15 protein-coding genes are annotated in these 15,655 nt (G+C 74.4%); 4 read left to right on the plus strand and 11 right to left on the minus strand.

Annotation, left to right across the window (positions count from 1 at the left end; translation table 11 throughout):
- Positions 1-12: 12 nt before the first annotated feature.
- The 4 genes from E9529_RS12595 to E9529_RS12610 all read right to left on the minus strand — a co-directional run bounded on the left by E9529_RS12595 (position 13) and on the right by E9529_RS12610 (position 5,366).
- On the minus strand, positions 13-540 hold the full coding sequence (locus E9529_RS12595) for a CinA family protein (RefSeq protein WP_236831486.1): 528 nt from the start codon (positions 538-540) through the stop codon (positions 13-15).
- The gene (gene pgsA / locus E9529_RS12600) at positions 540-1,205 is read right to left on the minus strand and encodes a CDP-diacylglycerol--glycerol-3-phosphate 3-phosphatidyltransferase (protein WP_236831487.1); all 666 of its coding nucleotides are present in this window, start codon (positions 1,203-1,205) and stop codon (positions 540-542) included. Before pgsA ends, E9529_RS12595 begins: the two co-directional genes overlap by 1 nt.
- A gap of 5 nt (positions 1,206-1,210) precedes the next feature.
- Positions 1,211-2,665, minus strand: coding sequence for a 30S ribosomal protein S12 methylthiotransferase RimO (gene rimO / locus E9529_RS12605; RefSeq protein ID WP_236831488.1), 1,455 nt, complete (start codon positions 2,663-2,665; stop codon positions 1,211-1,213).
- A 184-nt stretch (positions 2,666-2,849) separates the two neighbouring features.
- A complete protein-coding gene (locus E9529_RS12610) occupies positions 2,850-5,366 on the minus strand; it encodes a DNA translocase FtsK (RefSeq protein WP_236831489.1) in 2,517 nt (838 codons plus the stop codon).
- Between the two features lie 86 nt (positions 5,367-5,452).
- On the opposite strand from E9529_RS12610, the gene E9529_RS12615 reads away from it, so the two are divergent.
- A complete protein-coding gene (locus E9529_RS12615) occupies positions 5,453-7,387 on the plus strand; it encodes a S9 family peptidase (RefSeq protein ID WP_236831490.1) in 1,935 nt (644 codons plus the stop codon).
- Here E9529_RS12615 and E9529_RS12620 read toward each other — a convergent pair.
- From E9529_RS12620 to thyX, 6 genes are all read right to left on the minus strand, one after another.
- Positions 7,380-7,868, minus strand: a complete 489-nt coding sequence (locus E9529_RS12620; RefSeq protein WP_236831495.1) for a DinB family protein — start codon at positions 7,866-7,868, stop codon at positions 7,380-7,382. The genes E9529_RS12615 and E9529_RS12620 overlap by 8 nt on opposite strands.
- 6 nt (positions 7,869-7,874) lie before the next feature.
- On the minus strand, positions 7,875-9,575 hold the full coding sequence (locus tag E9529_RS12625) for a ribonuclease J (RefSeq protein WP_236831497.1): 1,701 nt from the start codon (positions 9,573-9,575) through the stop codon (positions 7,875-7,877).
- Positions 9,572-10,468: a 4-hydroxy-tetrahydrodipicolinate synthase gene (gene dapA, locus E9529_RS12630; RefSeq protein WP_236831499.1), complete on the minus strand. Its 897-nt coding sequence runs from the start codon at positions 10,466-10,468 to the stop codon at positions 9,572-9,574. Before dapA ends, E9529_RS12625 begins: the two co-directional genes overlap by 4 nt.
- Positions 10,469-10,477: 9 nt before the next feature.
- A complete protein-coding gene (locus E9529_RS12635) occupies positions 10,478-10,990 on the minus strand; it encodes a dihydrofolate reductase (protein WP_308195281.1) in 513 nt (170 codons plus the stop codon).
- Complete coding sequence (locus E9529_RS12640; protein ID WP_308195282.1) at positions 10,987-11,793, minus strand: thymidylate synthase; 807 nt, start codon at positions 11,791-11,793, stop codon at positions 10,987-10,989. Before E9529_RS12640 ends, E9529_RS12635 begins: the two co-directional genes overlap by 4 nt.
- Before the next feature lie 73 nt (positions 11,794-11,866).
- Complete coding sequence (gene thyX / locus E9529_RS12645; RefSeq protein ID WP_236831500.1) at positions 11,867-12,616, minus strand: FAD-dependent thymidylate synthase; 750 nt, start codon at positions 12,614-12,616, stop codon at positions 11,867-11,869.
- Positions 12,617-12,656: 40 nt separating this feature from the next.
- On the opposite strand from thyX, the gene E9529_RS12650 reads away from it, so the two are divergent.
- A complete protein-coding gene (locus E9529_RS12650) occupies positions 12,657-13,079 on the plus strand; it encodes a DUF1232 domain-containing protein (protein WP_236831501.1) in 423 nt (140 codons plus the stop codon).
- Here E9529_RS12650 and E9529_RS12655 read toward each other — a convergent pair.
- A complete protein-coding gene (locus E9529_RS12655; RefSeq protein ID WP_236831502.1) occupies positions 13,051-14,265 on the minus strand; it encodes a winged helix-turn-helix domain-containing protein in 1,215 nt (404 codons plus the stop codon). The genes E9529_RS12650 and E9529_RS12655 overlap by 29 nt on opposite strands.
- Positions 14,266-14,330: 65 nt before the next feature.
- Between E9529_RS12655 and E9529_RS12660 the strand changes: the two genes are divergently transcribed.
- Together E9529_RS12660 and E9529_RS12665 are read left to right on the plus strand one after the other, a co-directional pair.
- Positions 14,331-14,888 carry a GNAT family N-acetyltransferase gene (locus tag E9529_RS12660; protein ID WP_236831503.1) on the plus strand — a complete coding sequence of 186 codons (558 nt, stop codon included), beginning with the start codon at positions 14,331-14,333 and terminating at the stop codon, positions 14,886-14,888.
- Positions 14,885-15,547, plus strand: a complete 663-nt coding sequence (locus tag E9529_RS12665) for a DUF2461 domain-containing protein (protein WP_236831505.1) — start codon at positions 14,885-14,887, stop codon at positions 15,545-15,547. The genes E9529_RS12660 and E9529_RS12665 overlap by 4 nt, the downstream gene beginning before the upstream one ends.
- Positions 15,548-15,655 lie beyond the last annotated feature (108 nt).

Genomic DNA, 15,655 nt, shown 5'->3' on the forward strand with positions numbered 1-15,655 from the left:
GGCCGAGTCCGCTCATGGCGTAACGCCCTCCGCCCGACCGGCGTTCCCGGTGAGCCGGTCGCGGAGGGTGGTGAACGCGCTGGCCACCGCGCCGGCGCGCACCGCGGCGCGGTCACCGGGCAGGTCCAGCCGGACGACGTCGGTGCGCTCGCCGTCGCTGAGGCCCAGGTACACGGTTCCGGGACCGTGCCCGTCGACCGGGTCGGGGCCGGCGACGCCGGTGAGCCCGAGGCCGAAGGTGGCCGAGCACCGGGCGCGGATGCCCTCCGCCAGCGCCGCCGCCGTCTGCGGGCTGACCGGTCCGTGCGCGGCGAGCAGGCCGGCGGGCACACCGGCGAGCGCCGTCTTCAGGTCCGTCGCGTAGACGACGGCGCCTCCGCGCAGCGTCGCGCTGGCGCCGGGCACCGCGGCGAGGGTGGCGCAGAGCAGCCCCGCGGTGAGCGACTCGGCGGCCGCCACGGTCGCGCCGCGGGCCAGCAGAGCCCGGTGCACCTCCCCGGCGAGCGCCTCGAGCGCCGCCCCGGTCACCGGGGCCGCCATCAGGCCGCGCTGTCGCTGCGGGTGCCGGGACCGGCCCCGGCCGCCCTCCGCGCGGCGGCGGCGCGCATCGCGCGGGCGCTGGTCTGCCGCAGCGTGACGGCGCGGTAGACGTAGTCCAGGCCGGTGACCACGGTGAGCAGCACGGCCGCGGCCATGACCCACCAGCGGGTGGTGGCCAGGGCCCCGCTCAGCGGCAGGATGTACAACCCGATCGCCAGCGACTGCAGGACGGTCTTGGCCTTGCCGCCCCGGCTGGCGGCGATGACGCCGTCCCGGATCACCCAGAACCGCAGCAGGGTGACCCCCACCTCGCGGACGAGGATCACCGCGGTCACCCACCAGGGCAGCAACGCCAGCACGGAGAGCCCGATCAGCGCGGTACCGGTGAGCGCCTTGTCGGCGATGGGGTCGGCGAGCTTGCCGAACTCGGTGACCTGACCGGTCCGCCGGGCGATGAGGCCGTCGTAGCGGTCGGTGAGGATCGCCAGGCCGAAGACGAGCGTGGCCCAGTAGCGGCTGGCGTCGTCCAGGCTGTCGTCGTGCAGCAGCAGGACGGCGAAGACCGGGACCACGGCCAGCCGCAGCACGGTCAGCGCGTTGGGGACGTTGACCAGCCGCACCGACTGGGGCGGCGTCGCTGCCGGGTCCGGGGCCACGTCCGTCACCCGGGTCACCGCCCGGCCGCGGTGGCGGCCGGCACGCGGGCGACGGCGAGCAGGTCGACCCCCTCGGTGCCGACCACCTCGGCCGACACCACCTGCCCGGGGACCGAGCCGGCCGGGACCCCGCTGACCGTGGTCGTGCCGTCGGCGTCGGGGTCCTGGTGGGCGGCGTGCCCGAGCCAGGTGCCGGGGCCCTCCTCCACGGAGAGGTCCTCGGTGAGCAGCACCTCGACCTGCTCGCCGATCCGCTCCTCGGCGCGCTGGGCGGTCAGCTCCTCGACCAGGTCGGTGATCCGGCGGACCCGGGCGTCGATCTCGTGCTGGTCGAGCTTGCCGTCCAGGCCGATCGCCTCGGTGCCCTCCTCGTCGGAGTAGCCGAAGACGCCGACGGCGTCGAGCCGGCCCTCGACGAGGAAGCGCTCGAGCTCGGCGACGTCGTCCTCGGTCTCCCCCGGGAAACCGAGGATGACGTTGGTGCGGAACCCCGCCGCCGGCGCGAGCGCACGTGCCCGCTCGATGAGCGCGAGGAAGTCGTCGGTCCCACCGAAGCGGCGCATGCGGCGCAGCAGCGACGGCGAGGAGTGCTGGAAGGAGAGGTCGAAGTACGGCGCCACCCCGTCGGTGGCGGCGATGACCTCCAGCAGACCCGGGCGGAGCTCGGCCGGCTGCAGGTACGCGACCCGCACCCGGACGACGCCTTCGATCGCGGTCAGCTGCGGCAGCAGCTTCTCCAGCGAGCGCAGGTCGCCGAGGTCCTTGCCGTAGGAGGTCGAGTTCTCGCTGACCAGCACCAGCTCGGTGACGCCCTGCCCGGCCAGCCAGGCGGCCTCGGAGAGCACCTCGGCCGGCGGGCGGGAGACGAACGCACCGCGGAAGGTCGGGATCGCGCAGAACGCGCAGCGCCGGTCGCAGCCCGACGCCAGCTTGATCGCGGCGGACGGGCCGGCGGCCAGCCGACGGCGACGCAGCCAGTCGTGACCGGGGATGGCCGGCCCGGCGTCCTCGACCCGGCCACCGGCCCCGGCGAGGACCGCCGAGCGCTCCACCGGGCTGATCGGCAGCAGCGTGCGCCGGTCCCGCGGCGTGTGCGGCACCAGTGGGCGCCCGGCGAGGACGTCGTCGAGACGCCCGCCGATCTGCGCGTAGTCGTCGAAGCCCAGGACGGTGGCCTCGGGCAGCGCGTCGGCGAGCTCGGTGCCGTAGCGCTCGGCCATGCAGCCGACGGCGACGACCGAGGCGCCGGAGTCGGTCGCAGCGAGGATCGCGTCGACGGAGTCCTTCTTCGCGCTCTCGATGAAGCCGCAGGTGTTGACGAGCACCGCGTCGGCGCCGTCGGCGTCCTCGACGAGCTCGTAGCCCTCGGCGGCGAGCCGGCCGGCGAGCTCCTCGGAGTCGACCTCGTTGCGAGCGCACCCGAGGGTCACCACGGCCACGGTCCGGGCAGGGCTGGGCGTGGCTGTCACCGCCCCATCGTAGGTGAAGGACCTCCGTGCCCCCCGACCCTCGCCCGGCCTCGTCCGGAGGCTCGCCCGAGCATGCGAGGGAGGAGCGGGACGAGGTCCTTCAACCTGCACGGAGGCCGTTCCAGGCGGTCACCCCGGCTCGGCCGGGGCCTTGCAGGAAGGCCACCGGCGGCGGGGCCCACCGTCAGGCGTCCCCTCCGCCCCGCAGGGTGAACAGGGTGGCCTCGAGCTCGTCGGGCTTGACCAGCACGTCGCGCGCCTTGGACCCCTCGGAGGGACCGACGATGCCGCGGCTCTCCATCAGGTCCATCAGGCGGCCGGCCTTGGCGAAGCCGACCCGGAGCTTGCGCTGCAGCATCGACGTCGAGCCGAACTGGCTGGTGACGATGAGCTCGACGGCCTGGAGCAGCAGGTCGAGGTCACCGCCGATGTCCTCGTCGATCTCCTTCTTCTCGCCGCCGCCACCGGCGGTGAAGACCTCCTCCCGGTACTCGGGCTCGGCCTGGCGCTTGGTGAACTCGACGACCGCCTCGATCTCGGCGTCGGTGACGAAGGCGCCCTGGACGCGCATCGGCTTGCCCGCGCCGATCGGCATGAAGAGGGCGTCACCCATGCCGATGAGCTTCTCCGCTCCCGGCTGGTCGAGGATGACCCGGCTGTCGGTGAGGCTGGAGGTCGAGAACGCCAGCCGCGAGGGCACGTTGGCCTTGATCAGACCCGTGACGACGTCGACCGACGGGCGCTGCGTCGCGAGGATCAGGTGGATGCCGGCGGCGCGCGCCTTCTGGGTGATCCGGACGATGTGCTCCTCGACGTCGCGCGGGGCCACCATCATCAGGTCGGCGAGCTCGTCGACGATCGCGAGGATGTACGGGTAGGGCCGGTAGACCCGCTCGCTGCCGGGCGGGGCGGTGATCTCGCCCTTCTCGACCTTGCGGTTGAAGTCGTCGATGTGCCGCACCCCGGTGGACCGCATGTCCTGGTAGCGCTGCTCCATCTCCTCGACCAGCCAGGCCAGCGCGGTGGCGGCCTTCTTCGGGTCGGTGATGATCGGCGTGATCAGGTGCGGGATGCCGTCGTAGGGCGTGAGCTCGACCATCTTCGGGTCGACCAGGATCATCCGCAGCTGCTCGGGCGTGGCCCGCAGCAGCAGCGAGGTCAGGATCGAGTTGACGCAGCTGGACTTACCGGCACCGGTGGCGCCGGCGACGAGCAGGTGCGGCATCTTCGCCAGGTTGGCGCAGACGAACCCGCCCTCGATGTCCTTGCCCAGCCCGACCAGCATCGGGTGCGGGTCCTGCTTGGCGGCCTGCGAGCGCAGCACGTCGCCGAGGCTGACCTTCTCGCGGTCGGTGTTGGGCACCTCGATGCCGACGGCGGACTTACCAGGGATCGGCGCCAGGATGCGGATGTTGTCGTTCGCGACCGCGTAGGCCATGTTCTTGGTCAGCGCGGTGATCTTCTCGACCTTCACGCCCTGGCCGAGCTCGACCTCGTAGCGGGTGACCGTCGGGCCGCGGGTGAAGCCGGTGACGGCGGCGTCGATGTTGAACTGCTCGAGCACGCCGCTGATCGCCTCGATGGCGACGTCGTTGGCCTTCGACCGCGCCCGCGGCGGGTCGCCCGGCCGCAGCGTGGACAGCGCCGGCAGCACGTAGTCGCCCTCGACCGGCTGGATGGACAGCTGCTCGGGCTCGGTGATCGGCGGCAGGTCCTCCGGCGGGGAGGTGCGGTCCTCGACGGGCCGGCGGACGGCCGGCACGGGCGGCGGCGGGGCGGCCAGCACCGTGTGCTCGGGCTCGGTGGTGCGGGTGGCCTCCGGCGCCTCCGCGTAGGCCCCGTGGTCGATAGGGCCGGTGGTGAGCAGGTCCTCCGACAGCGAGGAGCGGCGCCGGCGGCTCTTCGGCGCCGGCTCCTCCTCCACCTCGTCGTCGTAGTCGTCCTCGTCGTACTCGTCGTCGTCCCGGCCGAGCAGGCGGTCGGTGGCCTCGCGCAGCCGCTCCGGGATCTGGTGCACCGGCGTCGCGGTGATCACGAGCAACCCGAAGAAGGCCAGCAGCGCGAGCAGGACGACGGTGACCACCGCCCCGACGCCCGCGACCAGCGGCGTGCCGACGGCCCAGCCGACCAGCCCGCCCGAGCCCGGCTCGCCGGCCGCGGGGACCGCCGGGGTGCCGACGACGTGGGCGATGCCGAGGACCGACGCGACGGCGCACAGCCAGCCGATCGCCAGCCGCCCGCGCGCCTCGGGGCGGGGGCCGCGCCGGAGGAGCCGCAGCGCGGCGAAGAGGAGGACGACGGGCAGCACCATCACCAGCGAGCCGATGATCCAGCGCACGCCGTCGGTCAGCGCGGCGCCGACCGGTCCGATGCCGTTGCTCCAGGCGGCCGCGCCGAGCACGATCGCGAGCCCGAGGACGGCCAGGCCGACCCCGTCGCGGCGGTGCTCGGGGGCCAGCGGCTCGGCCTCCTCCGGCCGGGCGACCGACCGGGCCAGCCCGCCGGCGCCGCGGGCGAGCAGGTTCCAGCCGCCGCTGGCGATGCGCCAGACCGAGCCGCCCGACGAGGACGGCTTCGAGCGGGCCGGTTGCCGCCGGTTGGGTGCCCGCTTGGCGGCGGGGCGCTTCTTGCTCGCCGCCGTCGAGCCCGACCGGCTGCGGGAGGCGGCCGGCCGGCGGTTCGGCGTGGTGCGGGCAGGCATGCGTCAGACCGTAATCCCGTGACGGCCCCCCGGCAGGCAGGCCGGATGTCGTGTCCCGCTCACCGCCGTCCCATAACGTCACACGCATGAGCACCCCGCTCCCCCACGGCAGCTGGCCCACCCCCGTCACCTCCGAGCTCGTCGTGCGGTCCGCGGCCCGCCTCGGCGAGGTGGTGGTGGACGGCCCGGACGTCTGGTGGGCCGAGTCCCGGCCCGCCGAGGGCGGCCGCACGGCGCTCGTGCGGCGCACCGCGGACGGCGAGGTCACCGACGCGCTGCCTGCCCCGTGGAACGCCCGCACCCGGGTGCACGAGTACGGCGGCGGGGCCTGGACAGTCTCCGGGGGCGTCCTCTGGTTCACGGAGTTCTCGGACCAGCGGCTGTACCGGCTGGCGCCCGGCGACGGCGCCCCCGTCGCGGTGACCCCCGAGCCGGCGATCCCTTCGGGCGTCCGGTACGCCGACCTGGTGGTGGTCGCGGACGGCCTGCTCGCCGTGCGGGAGACCCATGCCGCGTCCGGCGCAGCGGCCGACGTGGTGAACGAGATCGTGCGGGTGCGGCCCGACGGCGCCAGCGAGGTGCTGGTGTCCGGCCCCGACTTTGTCGCGGCCCCGCGCCCCGCCCCGGACGGCGTCACGCTCGCGTGGCTGCAGTGGGACCACCCCGACATGCCGTGGGACAGCGCGCAGCTCGTGGTCCGGGCGGCCGACGGCACCGAGCACGTCATCGCGGGCGGGCCGGGCGAGTCCGCCGTCCAGCCGGTCTGGGGGGAGGACCTCGCGCTCTGGTGGCTGGACGACCGCACGAACTTCTGGTCGCTGCACCGCAAGCGGCCGCACGAGCAGCCCGGGCTCGTCGTCGACGTCAGGAGCGACATCGGCGGCCCCCAGTGGCTGTTCGGCCAGTCCCGCTACGCGCTCCTGGACGACGGGCGCGTGGTGCTCGCCTACGGCCGGGAGGGCCGCGACCGCCTCGCCGTGCTGACCCCGGGTGGGCAGCCGCGCGAGCTGGACCTGCCCTACGGCACCTTCCGGTACGTCACGGCGCAGGGCACCGGCGTCGTCTGCGTCGCCGGCGGCCCGGCGAGCGAGCCGGTGGTGCTGCGCGTGGACGCCGGCAGCGGCGCCACCGAGGTGCTGCGGCCGGCGCGGGAGCTGGGGCTGGACCCGGCCTGGTTCTCCCGGCCCGAGCACGTCACGTTCCCGACCGAGGACCGCGGCACCGGCATCGGCGAGGCCCACGCGCTGGTCTTCCCGCCGGCCAACCCCGGGGCGACGGCTCCCGCCGGCAGCCTCCCGCCGCTGGTCGTCGTCGTCCACGGCGGGCCGACCGCCGCCGCCGTCCCCGTGCTGAACCTGGAGATCCAGTACTGGACCTCCCGCGGGTTCTGCGTCGCGGACGTCGACTACCGCGGCTCGGTGGGCTACGGCCGCCGCTACCGCGACGCGCTCCGGGGTCGGTGGGGCGTGGTCGACCTCGACGACGTCGTCGCCTGCGCGCGCTTCCTCGCCGACGCCGGGCGGGTCGACCCGGCGCGCATGGCCATCCGCGGCGGCTCGGCCGGCGGCTACACGACGCTGGCCGCGCTGTCGATGCGCCCGGGTGTCTTCACCGCCGGCGCCAGCCATTACGGCGTCGCCGACCTCGGCGCGCTCGCCGCCGAGACGCACAAGTTCGAGTCGCGCTACCTCGACGGGCTGGTCGCCCCCTGGCCGTCGGGCCGGGCGGTCTACGACGAGCGCTCGCCGATCAACCACGTCGACGCCCTCGACACCCCGCTGGCGGTGTTCCAGGGCGACGAGGACGCGGTCGTGCCCCCGGACCAGGCCGAGGCGATCGTGGCCGCGCTGCGCGCCAAGGGCGTCCCGCACACCTACCTGCTCTTCGCCGGCGAGCAGCACGGCTTCCGCAAGGCCGAGAACATCCGGGCCGCCCTGGACGGCGAGCTGTCCTTCTACGCGCAGGTGTGGGGTTTCGACCTGCCCGCCGATGAGGGCATCACCCCGGTGCCGATCAGCTGAGCCGGCCGGCGATGACCTGCTCGCGGAGGATGTCGGCGTGGCCGCCGTGCTCGGCGAGCTCCCGGAGCACGTGCAGGTAGACCCAGCGCAGCGGCAACGACCCCCGCCGGTTGCCGTGCACCAGGTCGTCGAGGTCCAGGTCGGCGGTGGCCCGCCGGGACGCCGCGCAGGCCTCCCGGTGCGCCCGGGTGACCGAGGCGATGGTGTCCTCGTCGCCGAGCACGAAGGACTCGTCCACGGTCTCCGGGATGCCGATCTCCGCGCGGGAGCGGCAGGAGATCGCCTCGTCGAACCACACCCGCTCGACGAAGGCAGCGTGCTTGACCAGGCCGAGCAGGGTGGTGAGCGAGGGCACCAGCGAGCGCCGCGCCTCCTCCTCGGTGAGCCCGTCCAGGCAGCTGCGGAGCGCCTCCCGGTGCTCGTCGAGGAACGCCTCCAGCTGCGCCCGCAGCGGCTCGCGGAGCACGTCCTGGCTGCCCACCCGGGCTCAGACCTCGAGGACCGTCGGGATGATCATCGGGCGCCGGCGGTGCTTGTCCGACACCCACTTGCCGACGGTGCGCCGGATGATCTGCGAGAGCCGGTGCGCGTCGACCTCGTCGTCGGCCAGGGCGCGCTTGAGGTTGTCCTCGACCAGGGCGAGCACCTCGTCGAACGCCGCCGGGTCGTCGGAGAAGCCCTTGGTGGACAGGTGCACCGGGCGCACGATCGTCCGGGTCGACGGCTCGATCACCACGGTGAGGGCCACGAAGCCCTCGTCGCCGAGGATCCGTCGCGCCTGCAGCGACTCCTCGCCCACGTCACCGACGTTCAGCCCGTCGACGTAGACGTCCCCGACGGGCACCGATCCGACGATGGCGGCCTTGCCGTCGACGAGGTCGACGACGACGCCGTCCTCGGCGAGCAGGATCCGGTCGGTGGGCATGCCCGTCTCCTCGGCGAGCTTCGCGTGCGCCCGCAGGTGCCGCCACTCCCCGTGCACCGGCATCAGGTAGCGCGGCTTGGCCACGTTGAGCAGCGTGCGCAGCTCTCCGGCCGGGGCGTGGCCGGAGACGTGCACCCGCGCCGTCTCCTTGTGCACCACCGTGGCGCCGAGCCGGGCCAGGCCGTTGATGACCTTGTAGACGGCGGTCTCGTTGCCGGGCACCAGCGAGGAGGCGAGCACGACGGTGTCGCCGGCCTCGATGGTCACCTGGTGGTGGTCGCCACGGGCCATGCGGCCCAGCGCCGACAGCGGCTCGCCCTGCGACCCGGTGCTGACCAGCACCACCTGGTGCGGCGGCATCGAGGCGGCGTCGTCGAGGGACACCATCAGCCCGGGGGCCACCTTGAGCAGCCCGAGGTCGCGGGCGACGCCCATGTTGCGCACCATCGAGCGGCCGACCAGGGCGACCTTGCGGCCGTGCTTGTCGGCGCAGTCGAGCACCTGCTGGATGCGGTGCACGTGGCTGGCGAAGCTGGAGACGATCAGCCGCTGCGAGGCGCGGGCGAAGACGTCGTCGAGCACCGGGCCGATCGACCGCTCCGGGGTGACGAAACCGGGCACCTCGGCGTTGGTGGAGTCGGCGAGCAGCAGGTCGATGCCCTCCACCCCGAGCCGGGCGAAGGCACCGAGGTCGGTGAGGACGCCGTCGAGGGGCAGCTGGTCCATCTTGAAGTCGCCGGTGTGCACGAGCACGCCCGCCGGGGTGTGCACCGCGACCGCCAGGGCGTCGGGGATCGAGTGGTTCACCGAGATGAACTCGCAGTGGAACGGCCCGGCCAGGTGGTCGTCGCCGGCGGCCACCTCGACCAGCGTCGCGCTGAGCCGGTGCTCGCGCAGCTTGGCCGCGACCAGCGCCAGGGTGAACCGCGAGCCGACCAGCGGGATGTCCTCGCGCAGCCGGAGCAGGTAGGGGATCGCGCCGATGTGGTCCTCGTGCCCGTGGGTGAGGACGACGGCGGCGACGTCGTCGAGCCGGTGCTCGATGACGCCGAAGTCGGGGAGGATCAGGTCGACGCCGGGCTGCTCGGCCTCCGGGAAGAGGACGCCGCAGTCGATGACCAGCAGCTTGCCGTCGAACTCCAGCACGGCCATGTTGCGGCCGATCTCGCCGAGCCCGCCCAGGGCCATGACGCGCAGGCCGCCCTCGGGCAGCGGCGGGGGCGCCTTGAGGTCGAGGTGCGGTTGGGTGACCTGACCGCTCATAGGGTGACGCCTCCAGCGGCGAGGTCGTCGCGCAGCTGCGCGAGCTGTTCGGGGGTGGCGTCGACCAGCGGTGGCCGGACCGGCCCGGCCGGCAGGCCGAGCGCGTTGAGCGCGGCCTTCACCGTGATGACGCCCTGGGTGCGGAAGATCCCGGTGTACACCGGGAGCAGGCTGTCGTTGATCGCCCTGGCCTCGACCAGGTCGCCCGCCTCGACCGCGGTCAGCAGCTCGACCAGGCGGGGGCCGACGAGGTGGCTGACGACGCTGACCATGCCGACGCCGCCCATCGCCAGGATCGGCAGGTTCAGCATGTCCTCGCCGCTGTAGTAGGCGAGGTCGGTGCGCGCGAGGGTCCAGGCCATGGCGCCGAGGTCGCCCTTGGCGTCCTTCACCGCGACGATCCGCGGGTGCTCGGCCGCGCGCACGAGCGTGTCGACCTCGATCGGCGTGGCGGTGCGGATCGGGATGTCGTAGAGCATCACCGGCAGGTCGGTGCTGTCGGCGATCGAGGTGAAGTGGCGCAGCAGGCCGGCCTGAGGGGGGCGGTTGTAGTACGGGGTGACGACCAGCAGCCCGTGGACGCCCAGTCCCGCCGCCGACCGCGCCTTCTCGATCGAGTGCGCGGTGTCGTAGGTGCCGACGCCGGCGACGACCGTGGCCCGGTCGCCGACGGCGTCCAGCACCACCTCGAGGACGGCGTGCTGCTCGGCGTCGCTGGTCGTCGGGGACTCCCCCGTCGTGCCGAGGACGACCAGCCCGTCGCTGCCGCCCCGGTCGACCAGGTGCGCCGCGAGCTCCTGTGCCCCGGCGAGGTCGATCGACCCGTCCTCGGCCAGCGGGGTGACCATCGCCGTGAGGAGGCGCCCGAACGGCCGGGCGGGGTCGGAGGTCATGGGGTGAATCTACCCAGCGGAGGCGACGGGTTCCCGCACGTACTCCGACACCGCGAACCGCAGCCCGCCCGATGCCGACACCGACCAGCCCTCGGCCGGGGTGCGCGCGGTGCGCACCCAGCCGCCGTCCAGGGACGGCGCGAAGGTGTCCCCCGCGACGTCGGTGTCGACGTCGGTGACCACCACCCGGTCGGCGTGCGGGAGGAACGCCGCGTAGACGGCTCCCCCGCCGATCACCCAGGCCGACGGGTGCTCCGCGAGGACCTGGTCCACCGAGCGCGCGACGACGGCCCCCTCGGCCGCCCACCCCGGGTCGGACGTCAGCACGACGTTGACCCGGTGCGGCAGCGGGCGGAAGCGCGCCGGCAGCGACTCCCAGGTACGCCGGCCCATCACCACCGTCGACCCGGTGGTGAGCCGGCGGAACAGCGCGAGGTCCTCGGGCAGGTGCCAGGGCAGGCCGCCGTCGGCGCCGATGACACCGCCCCGGGCCTGCGCCCAGATCATGGCCGGGCCGGTCACACCGCCACGGCTGCCCGGATCGCGGGGTGGTGCTCGTAGCCGCGCACCGTGAAGTGCTCGAAGGTGTAGTCGAACAGCGACGGCGCGGGCGCGAGGTCCAGCAGCGGGAACGGGTACGGCTCCCGCGACAGCTGCTCGCGCACCTGCTCGACGTGGTTGGCGTAGATGTGGCAGTCGCCGCCGACCCAGATGAACTCCCCGGGCGCGAGCCCCACCTGGGCGGCGATCATGCGGGTGAGCAGCGCGTAGCTGGCGATGTTGAACGGCACGCCGAGGAACATGTCGGCGCTGCGCTGGTAGAGCTGGCAGGAGAGCTTGCCGTCGGCCACGTAGAACTGGAAGAAGGCGTGGCAGGGGGCCAGCGCCATCTCGGGCAGCGCGGCCACGTTCCAGGCCGAGACGATCATGCGGCGCGAGTCGGGGTCGGTGCGCAGGGTCTCCAGCAGCTGGGCGATCTGGTCGACGTGGCCGCCGTCGGGCGTGGGCCACGACCGCCACTGGACGCCGTAGACGGGACCGAGCTCACCCTCGGGCGACGCCCACTCGTCCCAGATGGTGACGCCGTTCTCCCGCAGCCAGCCGACGTTGCCCTCGCCGCGGAGGAACCACAGCAGCTCGACGGCGATCGACTTGAAGTGCACCTTCTTCGTCGTCACCAGCGGGAAGGTCTCGGCCAGGTCGTAGCGCAGCCGCTCGCCGAACAGGCTCAGCGTGCCCGTCCCGGTCCGGTCGTCCTTCGGCGTGCCCTGCGCCAGGATGCGCCGCAGGAGGTCCTCGTACTGGGTGTCGATCGGGGCTGCCACGGCCCGAGCGTACGGCGGCCGGCCGACGGCGCGGAGGCGCCGGGCACCTGCTGCCCCAGCCGTCGCGCGGGACTCAGCCCTCGGTGACGAAGGGGCTCGCGGCGACCTCGGTGCCGTCGGCCAGCCGGCTGATCCGGAAGTCGCCGAAGACGTTGCCGGCCACCCGCTGCAGCTCGCGCAGGCAGGCGATCGCCAGCTCGCGGAGCTCGACGTCGGCGTGCTCGCTGGCCCGCATGGCGACGAAGTGCCGCCACGCCCGGTAGTTGCCGGTGACGACGATGCGCGACTCGGTCGCGTTGGGCAGCACCGACCGGGCGGCCTGGCGGGCCTGCCGGCGGCGCAGCGTGGCGTTGGGCACGTCGGCCAGCCGCCGCTCCAGCCCCTCGAGCAGCTCGGCGTAGGCGGTCGCGGCGGCGTCGGCCGCCGCCACGAACCGCGCGTGCAGCTCCGGGTCCCCGGCGATGACGGCCGGCTCGACGACGGCGGCGCCCTCCGGAACGTGCCGCTGGGAGAGCTGGCTGTAGGAGAACTGCCGGTGGCGCACCAGCTCGTGGGTGAGCGACCGGGAGACGCCGGTGAGGTACATGCTCACCGTCCCGTGCTCGAGGACGGCGAGGTGCCCGACCTCGAGGATGTGCCGCAGGTAGCCGGCGTTCGTCGCGGTCGCGGCGTTGGGCTTGTCCCAGGACTCGTAGCAGGCCCGCCCGGCGAACTCGGCGAGCGCCTGCCCGCCCTCGGCGTCGGTCTCCCACGGCACGTCCGCGGGGGCGGTGAACTGCGTCTGCGCGACGACCTGGACGCGGAGCGGCGCGATCTCTGGCACCCGTCGAGCCTACGGCGGGTGGCCGGGCAGACTGGAGCGCGTGGACTGGTGGCGCCTGCTGCTCGCCGTGGGCGTCGGCCTGCTGCTCGTCTGGCTGCTGCTGCTGGCGGCCCTGTGGCGGAGCCGCCCCGACGGGCTGACCGTGCGGGACGGGCTGCGGCTGCTCCCCGACGTCGTCCGGCTGGTGCGCCGGCTGGCCGCCGACCGGTCCCTGCCGGCGGGGCTGCGGGTGCGGCTGTGGCTGCTGCTGGCCTACCTGCTCTCCCCCGTCGACCTGGTGCCCGACGTCGTCCCGGTGCTCGGCTACGCCGACGACGTCGTGGTCGTCGCCTGGGCGCTGCGGTCGGTGGTGCGGCGGGCGGGCGACGCGGCGCTGGTGCGGCACTGGCCCGGGGAGCCGGCCGGCCTCGCCGTGGTGCGCCGGCTCGCCGGGCTCACGCCGGGGCGCCCAGGGCGCAGCTGAGGTCCGCCCAGAGGTCGCCCCGCTCGACGACGGCGACGTGACCCAGCCCCATCCACCGGGCCATGAGCTGCAGCTCGGTGGCGAGCTCGACCGCGACCGGCGAGCGGTCCACTCCCTCCTCGGCGTGCGCGGCCTGCACGCGGAGGACGCCGGCCTGCCGGTCGGCCTTGAGGTCCACGCGCGCGACCAGCCGGTCACCGAGCAGGAACGGCAGCACGTAGTACCCGTGCACCCGCTGGTGCGCCGGCGTGTAGATCTCCAGCCGGTAGCGGAAGCCGAAGATCCGCTCGACCCGCGACCGCTCCCACACCAGGGAGTCGAAGGGGCTGAGCAGCGCGCGGGCCCGGATCCAGCGGGGACGGCGCGCCGCGGGGTCGAGCCACGCGGGGCGCCCCCAGCCGGCCACCTCGACCGGCAGCAGCTCACCGGCGTCGGCCAGCTCGGCGATCGCCGTCCGGGCATCGGCCGGCGTCAGCCGGAAGTAGTCGCGCAGGTCGGTCTCCGTGGCCACGCCGAGCGCCCGGGCCGCGGTGCGGACGAGCTCCCGCACCGCGTCCGGACGCGCCGGGGTCGGCGCGTCCAACACGTGCGCCGGCAGCACCCGCTCCGGCAGGTCGTAGACGCGCTCGAACCCCGCCGTCCGGCGCGACGCGGTGAGGGCGCCGGTGAAGAAGAGGTACTCCAGCGCCGCCTTGCCCGCGTGCCAGTTCCACATGCTGCCGGGCCGGTTCGGCCGCTCCTCCTGCAGCTCCCCGGCCCGGAGGGGACCGTCGCGGCGCACCCGCTCGAGCAACGAGGCCACGTACTCCGGCCGCTCCCGGTGCACCCTGGTCATGCTGCCCCAGGCCTCCTGCTGAACGGCCGCCATGCGCCAGCGCAGGAAGGGGTGCAGCCGGACGGGCAGGAAGGACGCCTCGTGCGCCCAGTACTCGAACAGATCGTGCCGCCGGTCGGCCAGCGCGTCCAGCGCCTCGCGCGGGTAGGGCCCCAGCCGGCTGAAGGCGGGCAGGTAGTGCGAGCGCGACACGACGTTGACCGAGTCGATCTGGACGACGGCCAGCCGCTCGGTGAGCCGGCGCAGCTGCCGCGTGCCCACGGGGGTCGCCGGCCGGGGCTCGGCGAAGCCCTGGGCGGCCAGGGCGATGCGCCGGGCCAGCGCGGCGGGCAACCGTTCGACGGGCGTCACGACCGGAGATCCTGCCCGCCCGGTACGACACCCGCCGCCCCGGCCGTTCCCCCTACGCTGCCCGGGTGAGTTCGCTCCCCTTCCCCCGCTTCACGGGTTCGGCGGACGTGTCGGTGCGCCCGGCCCGACAGGAGGACACCGCCGCCATCGCCCGCGTCCAAGGGGTCACCTGGCGGACCGCCTACCGCGACGTCCTCCCCGCCGCGGTGCTCGACGGGTGGGACGAGGCCGCGGTCGCGGACTCCTGGCTGGCGGCTGTCACGGCTCCGCCGTCGCCCGGCCACCGGGTCCTCGTGGCCGTCGAGCGGGACCAGGTGGTGGGCTTCGCGGCGGTCGCGACCGGCCCCGACGCCGCCGAGATCAGCACGCTGCTGGTCGAGCCGCGCTGGGGTCGTCGGGGCCACGGCAGCCGGCTGCTCGCCGCGGTCACCGACCTCAGCTCCGCCGAGGGCACGACCCGGCTCGAGGTCTGGCTGGCGGAATCGGACCGGGCGTCCGCCGGGTTCTACGAGTCCGCGGGCTGGGCTCCCGACGGCTGGGCACGAACCCTGGACACGGGAGCCGCGCCCCTGCGGGAGCTGCGGTGGCACGTCGAGCTGGCCGAGGAGGACGCGGACCGATGACGTTCGACGGTTTCCCGGACGCGGGGCTGGTCTTCTACGAGGGGCTGGAGGCGGACAACAGCAAGGCCTACTGGACGGCGCACCGCGCCACCTACGAGGCCCACGTCCGCGCCCCCATGGCGGCGCTGGCCGAGGCGCTGGCACCGGAGTTCGGCACCGCGAAGCTCTTCCGGCCGTACCGCGACGTCCGCTTCAGCAACGACAAGACCCCGTACAAGACGCACCAGGGCGCGGTGGTCAACCCGGACGGGCGCGGCGCGGGCGCCTGGTACGTGCAGATCTCCGCGGACGGGCTCACGGTGGCGGGGGGCGCCTGGCGTCTGGAGTCCGACCAGGTGGCGAGGTACCGACGGGCGGTGGCCGATCCGGTGCAGGGCGAGCGCCTCCAGCAGGAGATCACCCGCCTGCGCGCGGCGGGTTGGGAGATCGAGGGCGAGCGCCTGGTGCGCGTGCCCGCCGGCTTCTCCGCCGACGACCCTCGCCTGGACCTGCTCAAGCACAAGACGCTGCACGGCGCGCGCCGCTGGACCCCGGAGGACTGGCTGCACACGCCGGAGGCCCTGGAACGCGTGCGGGACGCGTGGCGCGACCTCCGCTCGCTGAACGCCTGGCTCGCCGACAACGTCGGAGCCACGACCAAGGAGAACCGCCGGCGCTGAGCGGGTCCGGGGGACGACGAAGGGCCCCAGCCTGGTGGCTGGGGCCCTTCGTGAATGGTTGTCCGGCGGCGTCCTACTCTCCCACCCCGTCTCCAGGGCAGTACCATC

This window comes from Blastococcus sp. KM273128 (assembly GCF_021698975.1).
Taxonomy (GTDB): Bacteria; Actinomycetota; Actinomycetes; order Mycobacteriales; family Geodermatophilaceae; genus Blastococcus.